This window comes from Streptomyces sp. ITFR-21, from assembly GCF_031844685.1.
Classification (GTDB): domain Bacteria; phylum Actinomycetota; class Actinomycetes; order Streptomycetales; family Streptomycetaceae; genus Actinacidiphila.
On the sequence record NZ_CP134605.1, the window covers coordinates 2,968,266 to 2,984,062 of the forward strand.

Below are 15,797 nucleotides of genomic sequence, written 5' to 3' on the forward strand. Positions count from 1 at the left end.
GAGTCATTCGGCACTGGCCGCCAAAACTGCGCCTGTCAGCGCGGCCTCAATACCGGGTGCGGCCGCCGCAACCCTCCGGAGATCCTCACCGCTCAGGTAGCGGTAGCTCTGCGGGGGGTGGAACGCGCCGGCGGTGCGGAGCGCGGCCAACGGCACTGGTGCGTCGAAGGCGATCGGCTCTTCGAGGCTCAGGCCGCTGGCGCTGGTCGCCCCGGTCATGTACTCGTCGTACTCGCGGCGGCTGATCCCCGCGCTCGTACGGCTGGCCGACCACACCTCGCCCGGAGAAGCCACCTGCACGGAAGCGATCCGCGCCATGCCAACGATGGCCATCGTGGGCGCTGTCGCGTAGAGGAGCACCGGCGTTCCCGGCGGAGCTGCGACGCGCTGCCGGCGCACCTCGACCGTCTTGGTCCCGGCCAGGATCGCCGTGGCGAACCGGGGGTGGACGGACAGCAGCATCGCGCGCTCCGGATCACTCACGTCTTTCGGTGCCCCTCTTCGTACACAGCCTGGAACAGCGCGCTGCTGATCTTCGACAGCGTGATCAGCGACAACGGTAGCCCCAGCCCCTGGGCGAGCGCGGCCAAACGCGAATGCGCCACCGGTGCCGGAAAGATCTCCGTGTCCGAGAACCTCAGCGCCATGACACTGCCGGTCGGTTCAGCCTGCTTACGCACTTCCGAAAGACCGTATACGCCCAAGTGTTCGAACCGCGAGAAGAGGGTGTCCGGATCGCCGACAATCACGTCGTCCAGCCGTGAGCAGCCGATCACCATCCTGCCCTGCTGCCCGGGGCTCCCCTCGCTGACGTACCAGAGGATCCGAGCGGGAACCGACTCACCGCGGTGGCCTGCGGACCGGTAGTAGACGTGCTCACGGCTGATTCCAAGCACGTCATCCCGCGGCAGGAGCATGGCGGGCACGTCGAAGAGCTCCGCGGAATAGCGGGGCTTCACCGGCGCGACGAAGGACGGTAGGGCCGTGTCGATGAGCTTTGCGGGCCACCAGGCTCGCTCCGCCACACTCACAATCTCGGGAGATGCCTGGGCGTCCAGACGAGGCGCCGCACGCCCCGCTCGTGCCGCGATCCTTTCCGCTGCTGCGGAAACCGTTTCGGCCGGTCCGCACAGGTCGACAACGAGCGCCGTTAGGCCCTTCTCGTCCTCAACGAAACCGTCGGCGCCCGCAGCTGCCCTTGCAGCTGGCGAGAGGTACGGATCGGCGATGCGAACAGTTTGGGCACCCCGCTCCCGGCCCAACCGCTTGAGCATGAAGAGCAGCTGCCGAGCGAGCGTCTCCTCCAGTCGGTGTGCCGCCGTCCGCAGGAGGTCGACGTTCAGCGTGGGCCCGTCCATGGCCCAGGCGTAAAGCGCCACCGGGTGGCCACTCTCGTCCCGCAGCAACTCCCTGTGCCACAAAACCCCGTCGGAACCGAGGGCCGCCAGTCGCGCGGCGAAGGCGGTACCGCTGTCGCCGTCGGCCTGGTCGAAGAAGGCGACCAGTTCCCCTTCGTTTCCGAAGGCAACCTCCTCAGCCGAGAACGCGGTACCCAGGAGGTCCGCCGGGCGGTAGACCTGGGCCTGGCGGAGTTCATCGACATGCTGTGTCACCAAAGCCGGTGAGACCACTCGGACACGCGCGACGTCCCAGACGAGGTCGGTCAGCCGATTCAGCTCGGGATCACGCGTGGCCAGAACTTGCAGACCGGCGCCCGCTGCCTCGGCCACGTACTGCAGCCGGCGGCCCAGGTCGTCGTCGATCGGCACGTCCGCCAGGCGCTCGCTCACCGCGGCGATCAGCTCCTCCTGGCGGGCGGAGACCGAAGCCTTCTCCGGGGAGGCCGAACGAAGCCGGGACAGGGCAGCTCGCTGGTGGGTCCGCTCCGCCCGGTCGTCGATCTCCCGTACATCGAGTAGTAGCTGCGGCGTGTAAGCAAGTTCGATCAGGTCCGCAAGCCAGCCGGCCTCCAGGGCCCGCGATTCCTCGACGTCCTGCTCGTCACCCGACCCCTGAAGCCCGAAGAAGACGCTGTGGTCGACCGCCACGACCAGCAAGGCATCGCTCTGCACCTCGGTGAACAGGTCGTCGTGGCCGAGATCGAGCCACCACGTATCGAGGGTCTCCTTGTCGCCGCCGCGCCCCAGCCCCTCCCCCTTTGGGACGAAGCCGAGGCTGCTCCACATAGGGCCCAAGTCGTAGTTCCGTCGGCATCTCGCCCGGATACCCAAACGGCGTGATTGTCGGCGCCGCAGCTCTGCGATCAGAAGTGCCGCGATCCCGTTGCCCCGACGTTCCTCCGCCACGCAGAGGTGGGCGAGACGCACGTGCTGGTTGCGCTTGGGCAAGCCAAAAAGTGTGTACCCGACGACCTCGGACCCCTCCAGCGCCACCAGCAACCCACCGTCGTCGGCGTACTTGCGGTAGGCGGGCGGCGTGAGCAGGCCCAGCTGTTTCTTGTAGCGGTTGCCAAGCGCAATGGCTGCAGCGAGTAGTTCCGGCTGCTCCCCTGTCACTGGCAGTACTTCGATCGCCATGCACCCCTCCGAATTCGGCATAGTCCGACAGATCCCACCCTGGGCGCATACTGCCGAACCCGAGCGACACCCGGCCACCACTTGGTCACATCTGACCTATTTAGATCGGATGACGGCCAGGTCGCGAAAGTGCAGTAGCTCCACGTGATCACTACTCCCGGCCCCACAGATGGGAGCTCGTTGGCCGCTACGCGCCGCCAACGGCCAGGCGCGTGATCGAGCAGGTCAGGACCCATGGCTCTGGGAGAAAATTGGGAGACGATCATGGAAAAACCACCTCCCGAGACCAACCCCCACCCACCCCCTGACCTGCAGTTTCCCAAACGCCGCAGGTCAGGGGAGGATCAGGGCCTCATTCGGGACGAAGAGGCCGTGGGTTCGTTGCTGTCGGGGCCTGGCGTCCCGCGCTGGCAGGGTCGTCGACCCTGACCACGCCGCCCGCATTCAAACCGATCTCATCAGCTCGCCCCGCCGTGCGCCCGAGGCGTCAGAGGCGTATTCCTCGCGTCTCGTCGCTCGGGGCGCCGGCCGATGCCAGGTCGTCGAGGAGGGGGCCAGCGACCGTCTCCTCGAGCACCGCCGTGCCGTGCTCCGCCATCGCCTCGGTGAGGGCCAGGTCCCAGGGGGCGGTGGTCAGGCGTCCGACTGCGGGGCCGTGGGCGGTTCGGGTTAGAGCGTCACGGTAGTCGGCAGCCGTCATGCGCCAGGGGGCCGCAGGAGTCTTGTCCAAAACGTAGGCCGCGATACGTATGCCTTCTCCGTCGAAGTCGCCGTGGTACCGCAGCACGGCCCCATGGTCGGCGAGCAGACGCAGGAGGTGGACGGCCGCGCTGTTGGGCCAGCCCGACGTGCAGACGAGGGGTGGGCAGGCGGTACCGAAGCGGCGCAGGGCCAGGGCCATCACGCTGGGGTTCTCCGTGATGTGCACCGGCCCCTCGCAGGGTCGGAGGTCACCCGGGTCCCGGAGTTGGGCGAGGGTGAGCGATGCCGCGTGCCCGGCCTGCGTGCAGGCGCCGGTGATCCGGCTGAGCAGTCCGTCGCCGACGAGACGGAGGCCGGCGGCGAGAACGGTGCCGGACAGCTCGTCGTCGGCGACACCGGCTCGGGCCCACATCCCGCGCCGCTGCTGCGCGTTGCCCGGCATCTCGACGGCGTGCATGGCGGACAGCGCCCGCAGGACGAGCGAGGACAGGCGGGTCCCGTCGTCCAGGGCGTGCGAGTCCCCGCTCACCATTCGGGCGGCGAACACGGGGAGGGGCTCCGCCTCGGCCGGGAGGGCCGCCAGCACGGCCAGCGCGGCGGACAGGAGATCCCGGGTCCGCGGCACCGAGCCGTCGATGAGGCCACCGCTGCGGCACTGGGCGACCCAGTCACCGAGGGCGGGTTGCGACCGTACCGTCTCGTGTCCCTCCAGCCAGGCCCACAGTTCGTCCCGCTCGTCCTTACGGAGCTGTCGCACGGCGGCGCGGTCGTCGAGGGGGCCCACGAGGCCGGCAACAACGTCTCGAAGCGTACGGCCGCCGGCGTCGGCAACCGCCTCCTCCAGCCGTGCGAGCGCGACAGAAGGCCTCACGTCCGGCAGGCGGTCCAGCCCGAGCAGATCGGCCAGGGCGCTGCGCTGCTCGTCGTCCAGCGGGCCGATACGCACACGGCTGACAGGACGACCGGAGGACAGACGCTCGTGCACGGCCTGCCACAGCGGCCGGAGGGCGCGGCCGTCCAAGCCCGCAAAGTCGCTCATACCGGGAGATCCTCCGCGTCCTCCAGCGCGCCCAACTCGTCCGCAGCCTCCTCCGCCTCCACCTCGATGCCGTTCCATACGAAGCGCACGCTGGTGACCGCGTCGTCACCGTCGTCGGCTCCGGTGATCAGCTGGTGGACTGCGATACCGGACAGCTCCCGGTACGTGCACCACTCGTGGTCCGAGGTGAGGATCAGGTCGAGGTCGAGCGCGCTGAGCAGGGCGAACACTTGACCGCGGTTGGTGGTGTCGACGCCGACGAAGACCTCGTCCAGCAGGATGGGGCGGGGTGCGTCCGGTACGGCCTCGTAGTGGGACGCCACCGCGGCGAAGAGCGGAAGGTGCAGGGCGATCGCCTTCTCACCGCCCGAGAGCGCTCCGTGCAGCTTCTTGGTAAGGAGCTGCCAACCTGAACCGTTCGCGCGGTCGAGCTTGACCACGAACTGGTGCCAGGCGGTGTAGTCAAGGACTTCGGCGAGCTGCTCCTCCCAACTGGCTGCTGTGTCCTTGGCCTTGGCCTCTTCGATGCGGGCACGGAAGAAGGCATGCAGCGCCTCCCGGTCGGCGTCCGTGATCCTTGCGGGGTCCTTGAGGAGGAGTTCGCGGGCGGTCCGGGTGCCTGGCGGGAGGTCGGGGTGGACCTGCCACACCAGTTGCACCGCGACGTTGGAGGCGGTGCGCACGTGCTCGAGATGACCGTTCATGCGGTCGACGAGGTCGTTTGCCCCGCGGATGCGGTCGGCCAGGTGGCGTCGGGTGTCTCCGGTGAGGGTCTGGTCGAAGAGGCGCCGTTCAGCGACCGTGATGTCGTCCCGGCTGCTGTCGCGTTCCTGCATGAGGGTCTTGAGCAGCCCCGCCGCACCGATGCGGACACCGTCCATGGACGCGGTGAAGAGTTGCACGTCCTCGTCGGACTCCAGGTCGAGGTCGGCGCGGCGTCCGACGGACTCGCGGGCTTTGTGGATCGCTTCGGAGAGCCGGTTCAAGGCGTCGCCGAGATTGCGTGGCCCGTGCGGGAGGTCCGGCCACTTCGCCGCCACTGACCGTGCCGCCTCCAGGGTGGCGCGAGTGCCGTCCTGGGCTGCCAGGTTGACGGCCAGCCCCGCGTCCTCCGCAAGGCCGAGGGCAGTCAGGTACCGGAATCGCCGCGCTGCCTCGTCCCTGGTACCCACGGCCTTGTCGCGCTCGCCGGCGTCCTGCGCCGTCTTCTCCTTCAGTCCCCCGATGAGCTGTGCCAGGCGCAGGAGTTCGGTGTCCTTGGCCTTGATCTCCTCGCGGGTGCGGTTGAGCTCTTGGCGATGTTCGCCGATATGGGCGGCGATGGCACGGAAATCCTGCCCGACGGTGCTCTCCGCTGCCTCCAAGGTCGCGGCGAACTCCTGCGCCTCCGTCTCGGCGGCCTCGGCGTCGGCTGCGTGCTCCCGGGCGGTGTCGAGCGAACGGGCTGCCTGGCCGCTTTCCGAGGCTGCCCGCTCCGCGGCCGTTGTCGCGTGCAGGTGAGCGTCCATCCAGGCGTCGGCCGTGTCCCGGAAGACGTCCACTGCGGAGGACAGCTTCCTCAGGTGATCCCGGCCGGTGGGCAGCAGGTGCTCGGCGGCCAGCCGGCTGAGGGTGCGCAGGGACTTCGCGACCTCCACCTCACGGTCGGCCAGCACGCCGACCGCACCCCGCACGGCGTCGTCCCGGACCCCGACGCCTTCTTCTGCCCGGTCCCAGGCTCGTCGCTTGGCATCCAGTTCGCTGTACCGGGGGCGGACGGCGAGGTCAGCCTCCAACCGGGAGCGCCGATCACGCAGTTCACGCAGCTGCGCGTCGAGCGCAGCGATGGTGCCGTTCACCGCGGAGAGTCGCTCGGTGAGCTCGGCGACACGGCGGCGCCTGGCCCTTTCCCGGGCGACGGAGCCGATGTGGGCCGGCTCCGGTTTGCTCCATGTGCCGGTGACGGAGGCCAGTCGCCAGCTTCCGTCGGCTCCGACCGCCGCCATGTGATCGGTAGGAAGATGCATGCCGAAGGCGATGCCGGCCAGAAGCCGGTGCACGGTGTCGGCAGGTACCGCGGCATCGGATTCGGGACGCAGCACGTCCAGCAGCGACGCTCCTGCAGCCGGCACCGCCCAGGCGGCGTCGGCCTGGGTGTCGTGGCCGCGTAGCGCAACGTCCCCGTAGGGGCTCACCCAGGCGTCCAGCAGGCCGGATGCCTCCAAAGCCGCCTCCACACCCGATTGAACGCTGCCCGGAACGACATCGTGGAAAGCCACGAGCCTCCACAACGGCGCTCCGATCATCGTGGAACGATCAGCGGTTCGGGTCGGCGGAGCTACGGGAGGCACATCGGTTTCCCGGTGCAGAAGGTCGATGGCGGCCCCGAGCTCGGCACGCTCGGCCAGTGCGGTCCCGCGAGCCGTCTCAGCCCGTGTCCGGGCCTCGGTGATGTCCCGGTCCACGGTGCGGACGCAGGACTCCACGACCGCCATCACGTCGGCCTCCACCGCCGCACGGGAAGCCAGCTCCTCGACGTCATCGAAGCGCAGTTCCACGCATGCTGCGGCCCACTGCGCCAGCAGCTCCGCCTGCCGGACGAGACCTTCCTCGTAGGCGTTTGCTGCCTCGTCCCGTCGTGTCACCGCCTCCGCCAGTCCGGTCCGCGCCTGGTCCAGTGCCCCCTCGGCGGCGGCTCGCTCGCGCACGGTCCGCTCGTGCCGTTCGGAGGCGGCGACGACCTGCACGATCTGTCCCTGACGGGAGTTGACCGCACCCCGCAGCAGTTGGCGAGCCGACCGGATTCGCTTCTCGACCGCCACGCCCGTTTCACCCGCGACGCCTGAGGAGTCCGTGGCAGTGACCGAGGCGTCAAGCATCGCCTCCGCCTCGCGGTGGACCGACTCCAGGCCGGCGTCGCGACCTGCTCTCCGAGCGTTTTGGGACGCGTCCTGAGCGTGGACGGTCGCCGATCGTGCGCTGCCGGCGGCACGGTCGGCGCGCTGCCGGTCCTCTGCCGCCAGCCGCCGTTTGTCGTCGGCCGTGGCGCGTTGCGCCCGTGCGTGGTCCGCCGCGCGTTTGGTGCGACGGTGGAGGGTGTCCAACTCCTTGCCCTGCCGGTATGCGTCGTGGTTCATCAGGCCCTCGATGGCCGCTTCCAACCTTCGGGTACGCCGCTCGCACTCATCCCGCTGATCGGCGCCGGCCCGCCGCGCCTGCACGGCCTGCTCGTGCTGCTCCTCGCTCTCCCGGGCGACACGGGTGAGGTTGTCCATGTCGGTGGTCGCGGAGATCAGCGTGGCGGCGTGCGCGCGCAACACGCGCTGTGCGTAGCCGCGTTGCTGGGTGGCGATGCTGCCGGCGGCGTCGACCTCGTTGTCCAGGTCCTTGAGATGGTCACGCTGGCGGTCCAGTCGTTCGAAACCCTCGGCGAGTTCGGAGATCTCTCCCTCGCCCAGCGGCGGCAGTGCCCGTGACAGAAGCGTGGACAGCAGGGACGGATCGAGCCGTTCAGAGAGTTTGGGCTGGCGCAGTTGAAGCAGGGCGGTGATCAGGGCTTCGTACCGCTGCTCGCTCATACCGGCAAAGAGCGTGCGGCGGACCGCCGTCCGATAGGAGTCGGCCGAGGGATGGAACTCGCCGTTGCCGTCCAGCGCGGACGCGAGTGCCGCCTTGGTCAGGGGCTGGCCTGCTTCGTTGAGCAGGAGAACGCCGTCGGGGCGGCCGATCCTCCGGTCGGTGGTGAAGTAGTCGGCGTGCGTGCCCGTGGTGTGAGTGCTCGCCTGCAGACGCGCCCCGCAGGTGAACCATCGGGTGTCGCCGCCGTCACCGCCGCCGTCAGAGGGGTAGCCGAACTCCATCCACACGTAGCCGACACGTGTCTTGCCGGTCGCCCCCTCTCCCATGAGGTTCCAGTGCATGGTCCGCTCCGACCCGCCGAAGGTGGAGAGGCGGTTGGGCCGCAGGTTGGCATCGAAGAGAAAGGGCAGCAGCAGCTCCAGGGCCTTCGACTTGCCGGTGCCGTTCTGGCCGCGCAGCAGGAGGCGCCCCTGGTGGAAGACGAAGGTCTCGTCGTAGTAGCGCCAGACGTTGAGGATGCCGGCGCGGTACGGCTGCCAGCGACGTCGGGGTGAGGGGGCCTCCTGCTCAGGCAGGGTTGCGGCACTCCTCGCGGGCAGGTCCGTGACGCTCACGGGGCGACCTCCTCGGCCTTGCGGCGCACAGCTACAGGATCGGCGGAGTCACCAGCACCGTCCTCGGTTGTCGAAGTGGCGCCGGTGAGGCGGTAGCGGAAGGCGGCCGGTCGCAGCAGCGTGCGGTCGCCAACATGGTGGGCGAGGCCGAAATCGCGCAGGACCGACACCGCGTCGTCGGCAAGTCGCTCGGCCCCGTCCGCCGACTGGTACGCCTTGGCCCAGCGCGGGAACTTTCGCAGCAGCCGGGAACCGATCTCGACGAGTTGTTCCGGAGCCGCCCCGCCCGGCAGATCCTGGATCTGCTCCAGGAGGAGCAGCGCGGCGACCTTGGCGGTGGAGGAGTCGTCGGGGAACTTGGCGTCGGTCGCCAGGGAGTCCGGGTCGACGAGGAGGAGACCCTCCGTCCGCTCCTCCAGGACGAAGCCCGCCTGCTCGACGGATCTGCGCAGGATCTGGCGTCCGGTCGGGGAGGCGAGGTAGGCCCGTTCGTCGTCGGTGAGATCGTCGCGGTAGAGAACGGGGTCGTCGAAAAGGCGGCGCAGGACGGAGTGGCGCAGCCACAGGTTGCGCTGCGTCTCGGAGACGGCCGCTGACTCGCCCGGATCGTCGGCGATCATTCCTCCCCCATAACGGCGCTCCCGGACCAGCCCCGCCAGCAACTCTTCGAAGCGCAGGGGAACTTCGGCAGACGGAACCGACAGCCGGGACGCCCCGATGGGTGCGGCCGCCAACCGCATGAGCAGCGTCGCGTCGACCCGGTAGAGCACTTTCGCGTCAGCCGACTCCACGAAGGACTCGGTCGCGCCGTCCAGGGCGGTCAACACACCGTAGGACTCCAGCAGCTTGAGTACGTCCGCGAATGCCATCCGCTCCGCGCGGCCGGCCGTGTCGAGCGACGGCAGTGCCGGATCGGCGGCGGTGGCCTGGACGACGCGGTCGGCGAGCAGGCCGATAGTCGTCACCGGCACCGCCAGCAACTCGGCCGCCGTGACGCACAGGAGCACGTACCGCCTGCGGTCGAACGGGGCACGGCCGGAGCGCAGGCGCCGAGCGGGGCGGGAACCGTCAGCAGAGGGGCGGACCTTGGCCAGCCGGGCGTACCCGCGCCGGGGTTCCACCACGAGGCTCCAGCCACAGGTGTAGTCGAACCACTTCGCCAGGGGCTCCTTGCGCCGCCGGACGACGTCGAAGCCCGCAGGATCGGCACGTTCGGTGATCAGCGGCTGTGCCAGGAGCAGTCGGATCCCCAGGCTGACCTCCTCCCGCTCCGCGACCACGAGTTGGTTGGCGAGAGTGCTCATCCCGTAGCCTCCCGAAGTCCGCTCCGCCCGTACGGGGCCTCGGTAACACCGGCGGCGGTAATACTCACCACGTGGTCCGGTCCGGTCAGGACGCCTTTGGACGTTCTGAGCCGAGCGGTCCGGCCGTCGTCGACCTCGACCAGACTGATCTCCACCTGGCCGTCGGACGTGCCGGCCCGTCGGGTTCCTGAGGCGTCAGGGTGGGCAGACAGCGCCCTGCCGAGCAGGTCGAGCAGTCGGGCGAACGCAGCGTCGTCCAACTCACCGAAGTCGGAGAGCCGCACCGGACCGTCGGTCCTCAACGTGCCCCATGCCCGCTGGAGTTCGGCTCTCTCCTGTCGCGCCTTGTGTGCCCGCGCGGCCTTGACCGACGCGACGTCCCGCACCTTGCCCGTTCGGGTGAAGCGCTCCGTGCGCCCGCTCGTCCGCAGCAGCGCCGAGACCTCGACGGGAGGGGCCTCCGCCCACGTGCGGGAGGACGGGACCAACTCCGGGTCCGGGTGCGCCAGGTGCGCATGGCGTGCCGACCCCAACCCGAATGCCAGGGTCCACAGCCTGTGCAGATCCTCATCCCCCGGGGCGTCCGCGAACCAGCGTGCCAGCTCCCTGAAGTCCTGCGCGGCGCTGGAGGAGCGCCGGCGCGACTCGGTGATCCGGTCGAGGACCTGGAGCAGCGAGACGATGGCGCGGCGGGCGACATCGTGAAGGCGGTCCACGCGTGGCCTCGCTCCGTCCTCAGGCAGGAACCAGGCCCGCAGACCTACCCAGCGCGCCCGGCGGCGCTCCAGCCACATCGGGCCGGCGTCATCACCAGCGACCGGCGGAAGCTCGGCCCCGCGCAGCGCTCGCTCATGCAGGACCGCGACTCCGCGCTCTTCCACGCGAGCGATGGCCGAGGCGACGCCGTGGCTGCGCTGCTCCAGGTTGACCAGGAACTCCTGGAGGTACGCCACCGTGGCGGCCTTCACCTCGCGGAAAACGTTGAGATCCGCGCCCTCAACGCGCAGCAGGCGCTGCAACTCGCCGTTGAACGCCTTCGTGTTGTCCAGCAGGGCCTCCAGATGGCCCTCCAACTCCTGCAGGGTGCTGAAGATCCGGCGATCCGGCGACGTCGGCTCCTTGAGCAGGACGTACAGCTCGTCCAGCCGATCGGTGATCGCCTCCAGGACAGCTGTCTGCAACGCCCCTGTCGCCGTGAGCACCTCCAACGCGTGCTGGACCCCGGCCAGGGCTGCCTCTCCGCGCCGGGTCAGCGAGTACTGCAGGTTCCGCCGTTCGTACTCCTCCGCCGTCCGGTAGTTCTCCGCATGGTTCTGGACGACATCCAGCAGCCCCCACTCCCGGAGTGCCTTCAGCGCGCCGTGGAGATCATCGTCGGATATCGCATCCAGCCAGCCCGCCGTGCGCAGCCGCCCCCGGACGTCGTCCAGCACAAGCGCCGTCTCCAAGCGTTCGTTGGCCGCGCCGAAGGCACCCAGGATCGCGCCGTACAGATCAGCACGCTCTCCGGTGGCGAAGCGGAACATCTCCGGTGGAACCCTGCGCACGTGTCCTTCCCCCTCCGAGCGGGATCGCGGCGACCCCACGCCGCACACAACGGTAGGGGCATGCGCTGACAGCCGAGTCGGAAATGACGGACTCGACGGCTCTGCCGTCACGCCTGGAGAAGGACTGCCAGGACAACAGCGGGATCGCTGTCCGGGGGACCCGACGGCCACCACACCGCCCGCTCCTTGACATACGGGTACCACAATCCGTCCCGGCCCAGGCGGAGTTGGGCGGCGCGTCTTTCGACGGTCCAGCGGTTGCGCCAGGTACGCAGCCGGGGCGGGGCGCCGTCCGCCCAGTCCGCCCGCAGGGCCTCGCGGTCGCGCTCCAGCCGCCCGGCGGGCGGGTTCCACGGGTGCTCCAGCACGTCGAGGGACGCCGCGCCGCCGAAGCGCCAGGCGCGGGTGGCAGCGGCGAGTGCGGTGGGAGCGCGTCCGCAGTTCGCCGCGAGCCGGGCGAAGACCTCCATGCTGGGGTGCTCAGCGGCCAGGCGGACGGTGTCCTGCCACTCGGTGAGCGGGACGGGAGGCGCACTGCCGGCGTGCCGCGAAGTGTCCAGGGCCGCGGCCAGGAGGTGGTGGGCGCGCAGGGCGGTGTCGGCGGCGAGCAGTTCGAGCGCGACCGGGTCCAATCCGGGCTCGGGAGCGGCCGATTCCGCCAGCGCGGGGCCGTGGCCGGCCTCCTCGGGCAGCAGCGGTAGGGCAGGCAGCGGGGGCCGTGCGGAGCCGGAGGAGAACGCCGGCCCGGCGGGGTCACCGGTACGAGGCCGCGGTAGGACCGTGCGCGAACCCGCCGCAGGGGAGGAGACGGCGGCCTCGGCAGCAGCGCGGACCCGGTTCCGGCAACCGAGTTCGTCGGTCAGCTCGTGCTCACCACGTCCCCGCAGGAGCAGCAGGACGAAGGGGTCCCGGTCCAGCAGCCGGGCGACCTGGTAGCAGAGGGCGGCGGCGTGCTTACAGGGCTCGCCCCAGTCGGGGCAGTTGCACGCCGGGTCGAGGTCCTGCGGACCGGGCAGCAGTGTCACGCCCGCGGCTTCGGCGTCGTCGGCGAGCCCGGGCGGCATCTCTCCGTCGAGGAGTGCGGCGATGTGGGCGGCCCGCTCGGCGATCATGTCGAGGAGGTGGTCCCACTGCTGATCGGTGAGCTGCCGTACCCGGACCCTGGAGCGGTAGGGGGCCGGGCGGCTGCCCTGCACGGTGGCGGTGACCGAACCGTGGTCGATGGTGACGTGACCGACGGCGCCGCGTCTCGCGTAAGTGCGGCCCCGCTGGAGGCGGCCGGGGTCCAGCGAGGACTCCTCCAGCGCCGTCAGCCACGCCCGGCCCCACCAGGACTCCGCGAACGGGGCACGACTGCCCCTGGCGGGAGGGAGGGCGTCGAAGGTGCGGACGGCCCTTCGCTGCGAAGGGGCGCGCTGCCCGGCCGGCTTCGTCATCGCCGCGAACCGCGCAGTGCGACCAGGTCGGCGAGTTCGGCGTCGCTCAGCTCGCTGAACGCCGCTTCGCCCGTACCGAGTACGGCGTCGGCAAGTTCCCGTTTCTGGCGGAGCATGTCGGCGACCTTCTCCTCAACCGTTCCCTCGGCGATCAGTTTGTGGACCTGTACGGGCTGGGTCTGCCCGATCCGGTAGGCGCGATCGGTGGCCTGGTCCTCCACGGCGGGGTTCCACCACCGGTCGTAGTGGACGACATGCCCGGCACGGGTGAGGTTCAGGCCGGTCCCAGCGGCCTTGAGGGACAGCAGGAAGACCCTCTTTTCACCGGTCTGGAAGGCGTCGACCATCTCCTCTCGGCGCGTGACCGTGGTCCCGCCGTGCAGGAACAAGGTCGTCACGCCCCGGTCCGCCAGGTGGCGCTCCAGCAGCCGGCCCATGGCCACGTACTGGGTGAAGACCAGAACGGACCCGTCCTCGGCGAGGACGGTGTCCAGGAGTTCGTCGAGCAGTTCGAGCTTCCCCGAGCGGCCGGGCAGCTTCGTGCCGACCGGTTCCTTGAGGTATTGCGCAGGGTGGTTGCACACCTGCTTCAAGCCGGTGAGGAGCTTCATCACCAGCCCGCGCCGCGCCATGCCGTCCGATCCCTCGATCTCCGCCATGAGTTCGCGCACCAGTGCCTCGTACAGGGAGACCTGCTCCTTCGTCAGCGGCACCGGCTGATCGGTCTCGGTCTTGGGCGGCAGTTCGGGCGCGATACCGGGGTCGGACTTGCGCCTCCTGAGCAGGAACGGCCGGACCAGCGAAGCGAGTCGGCGGGCCGCCTGTTGGTCGCGATCGCCCTCGACTGCCTTCGCGTAGCGGTCCCGGAAGGCGGAGAGCGTGCCCAACAGCCCTGGGGTGGTCCAGTCGAGCAGGGCCCACAGCTCGGAGAGGTTGTTCTCCACCGGGGTGCCGGTCAGCGCGACGCGGCCCCGCGAGGGGATCGTGCGCAGCGCCTGCGCGGTGTGCGCGTGCGGATTCTTGACGTGCTGGGCCTCATCGGCGACCAGCAGTCCCCAGGCCTGCCCCGCCAGGCGCTCGGTGTCGCGGCGCATCGTCCCGTAGGTGGTCAGCACGAAGGCGTCGCCTTCGAGACCGGCCAGTTCGCGGCCGGGGCCGTGGAAGCGGCGTACGGAGGAGGCCGGCGCGAAGCGGCGGATCTCGCGCTCCCAGTTGCCCAGCAAGGAGGCGGGACAGACCACCAGCGTCGGGCCGGCGGTGGCCTTCCGCTCCTGACGGCGCAGGTGGAGGGCGATCAGCGTCACGGTCTTGCCCAGGCCCATATCGTCCGCGAGGCAGCCGCCCAGACCGAGCGAGGTCATCTGGTGCAGCCAGTTAAGACCGCGCAGCTGGTAGTCGCGCAGGGTCGCCGTCAGGCCCTTCGGCGGCCCCTGTGGTTCACGTGCGGCGCAAACCTCCGGATCGGCGATCCTGGCCCGCAACTCCTCCAGCACACCACCCGCGGTGACCGCGACCTGCTCTCCGTCCACCTCGACGCTGCTGGTCAGCGCGGCACCCAGCGCGTCGATCGCGGTCAGCGAGGGCGCCCCGGACCGGGCCGCCCGCCGCAGACGGCGCACCAACTCCGGGTCGACGACCACCCACTGATCACGCAGCCGCACGACCGGCCGATGGGCCTGGACAAGCCGCTCCAGTTCCTCCTCGGTGAGCTCCTGGTCCCCGAGCGCGACCCGCCAGCGGAAGTCCAGCAGAGCGCCGGAGGACAGGAAGGACCCGGCCGCGGATGTCGTTGTCTTGCGTGCCGGTTCCAGGACACCGGACGCGGTCAGCCCGCGCACCAGCTCCTTGGGCCAGTGCACGGCCACCCCGGCCCCGGCGAGGCTCTCGGCCGCCTCGCCCAGCAGCGCCAGGGCCTCTTCGTCGGACAGTTCCAGACCCACCGGAGCGGCCGCCTCCAGCAGTCGTGCGGCAGGTGGCCACACGCGTGCGGCCCGGCGCAGCGTCAGCATCGTGTCCACGCGGGCCCGCGGGCCGAACAGCTCGGGCGCGGCAGCCGATCCGGCCCACAGGTCCGCGGCGTCGGCGAGCACCGTCGGATCGGCCAGGCTGAGCAGCTGGACGACGGCCCGGAGGGAACCCTGGCCTGCCTCTTCGGCATCCTCACCGGCCCGCAGCTCCCCGTCGTCCGACGCCTCTCCACCCGGCTCCGCCGTACGCGACAGCTCCAGCCGCAGCGACACCTGAAGTCCCGCGTCACGGCCGGCGGCGACCTCGGCCGCCCAGGCCCGCTGCTCGGGCACGGCCTGCGGCGCGCCGTCCGCGAAGGCCCTCCCGCCGGTCAAGTGGCGAGAGGCAGGGGTACGGGCGAGGGAGTCAGCAACCGCGTCCAGGAACGCTCGCACCAGCGGTTCGGCCGCCGGGAGCGTGAGAGGTGTCCGGCCGGGAACCGGAACAGCGCGGGCCTGCGGCGGCATGGCGGCCGCAAGCCCACGCAGCCGCTCCAGATCCCCGGCGTCGAACGGCCCCACCCGCCACGCGTCGAAGCCCTCCGGTGACACGCCAGGCAGTACCCGCCCCCGGGCCGCCAGGCTCAGACCCAGTACGGCCGCGGTGCCCCAGAACGCCGTGGTGGCCGACGCCCGCCCGCTGCCGTCCGCACCCAGAGCGCGGCAACGCGTCAGCAGTGGCAGCGCCTGCCCCACCGGCACCGCCGCGGCCGGCACTCGCGCCCTCCGCACGGACGGCCCGTACGGCCGGACCACCGTGAGCTCCTCGGGTCGCACCCCGAGGTCCGGGGGTTCGCCGCCGGGCGTCCAGAAGGCCATCCGCCCCAGCCGAGGCGGGTCCGCCGGAAGGAAAACCACCTCACCCGCGGCCAGCTCCGGCAGCGACGCGAGCAACCGGTCCGGGTCCAGGGCACCCGACCCGCGTGCGGGCAACCGGTCGGTCACGGCAAGGTCGGAGGAGCCGCCCTCTGCCGACGGATAAGCCTTCGCCATCGCATCCACGTCGTGGGACTTCCTTTCGGGCGGCCGGGACACCGTCCGTCCCTGACGCCTT

Annotated in this window: 8 protein-coding genes; all 8 read right to left on the minus strand. The window is 70.5% G+C overall.

Annotation, left to right across the window (positions count from 1 at the left end; genetic code table 11):
* Positions 1 to 3 precede the first annotated feature (3 nt).
* The 8 genes from RLT57_RS12940 to RLT57_RS12975 all read right to left on the minus strand — a co-directional run bounded on the left by RLT57_RS12940 (position 4) and on the right by RLT57_RS12975 (position 15,736).
* Positions 4 to 483, minus strand: a complete 480-nt coding sequence (locus RLT57_RS12940) for an ASCH domain-containing protein (RefSeq protein WP_311297544.1) — start codon at positions 481 to 483, stop codon at positions 4 to 6.
* A complete protein-coding gene (locus RLT57_RS12945) occupies positions 480 to 2,537 on the minus strand; it encodes a GNAT family N-acetyltransferase (protein ID WP_311297545.1) in 2,058 nt (685 codons plus the stop codon). Before RLT57_RS12945 ends, RLT57_RS12940 begins: the two co-directional genes overlap by 4 nt.
* A gap of 487 nt (positions 2,538 to 3,024) precedes the next feature.
* Positions 3,025 to 4,278 carry a TIGR02679 family protein gene (locus tag RLT57_RS12950; RefSeq protein ID WP_311297546.1) on the minus strand — a complete coding sequence of 418 codons (1,254 nt, stop codon included), beginning with the start codon at positions 4,276 to 4,278 and terminating at the stop codon, positions 3,025 to 3,027.
* On the minus strand, positions 4,275 to 8,450 hold the full coding sequence (locus tag RLT57_RS12955) for a TIGR02680 family protein (protein WP_311297547.1): 4,176 nt from the start codon (positions 8,448 to 8,450) through the stop codon (positions 4,275 to 4,277). Before RLT57_RS12955 ends, RLT57_RS12950 begins: the two co-directional genes overlap by 4 nt.
* Entirely contained in the window at positions 8,447 to 9,754 is a 1,308-nt protein-coding gene (locus RLT57_RS12960) for a TIGR02678 family protein (protein WP_311297548.1), read from the minus strand. Before RLT57_RS12960 ends, RLT57_RS12955 begins: the two co-directional genes overlap by 4 nt.
* Positions 9,751 to 11,301 (minus strand): TIGR02677 family protein, encoded by a 1,551-nt coding sequence (locus tag RLT57_RS12965; RefSeq protein ID WP_399128570.1) that lies wholly within the window; start codon positions 11,299 to 11,301, stop codon positions 9,751 to 9,753. Before RLT57_RS12965 ends, RLT57_RS12960 begins: the two co-directional genes overlap by 4 nt.
* Before the next feature lie 107 nt (positions 11,302 to 11,408).
* Positions 11,409 to 12,737 (minus strand): SWIM zinc finger family protein, encoded by a 1,329-nt coding sequence (locus RLT57_RS12970; RefSeq protein WP_311297549.1) that lies wholly within the window; start codon positions 12,735 to 12,737, stop codon positions 11,409 to 11,411.
* Positions 12,734 to 15,736 carry an SNF2-related protein gene (locus tag RLT57_RS12975; protein ID WP_399129830.1) on the minus strand — a complete coding sequence of 1,001 codons (3,003 nt, stop codon included), beginning with the start codon at positions 15,734 to 15,736 and terminating at the stop codon, positions 12,734 to 12,736. Before RLT57_RS12975 ends, RLT57_RS12970 begins: the two co-directional genes overlap by 4 nt.
* Between the last annotated feature and the right edge of the window lie 61 nt (positions 15,737 to 15,797).

What these genes read in the sequence shown, in the direction of transcription:
- RLT57_RS12950 (WP_311297546.1), bottom strand. Translation starts at nt 4,278, where the DNA reads ATGAGCGACTTTGCGGGCTTGGACGGCCGCGCCCTCCGGCCGCTGTGG.
- RLT57_RS12945 (WP_311297545.1), bottom strand. Translation starts at nt 2,537, where the DNA reads ATGGCGATCGAAGTACTGCCAGTGACAGGGGAGCAGCCGGAACTACTC.
- RLT57_RS12975 (WP_399129830.1), bottom strand. Translation starts at nt 15,736, where the DNA reads ATGGCGAAGGCTTATCCGTCGGCAGAGGGCGGCTCCTCCGACCTTGCC.
- RLT57_RS12960 (WP_311297548.1), bottom strand. Translation starts at nt 9,754, where the DNA reads ATGAGCACTCTCGCCAACCAACTCGTGGTCGCGGAGCGGGAGGAGGTC.
- RLT57_RS12970 (WP_311297549.1), bottom strand. Translation starts at nt 12,737, where the DNA reads ATGACGAAGCCGGCCGGGCAGCGCGCCCCTTCGCAGCGAAGGGCCGTC.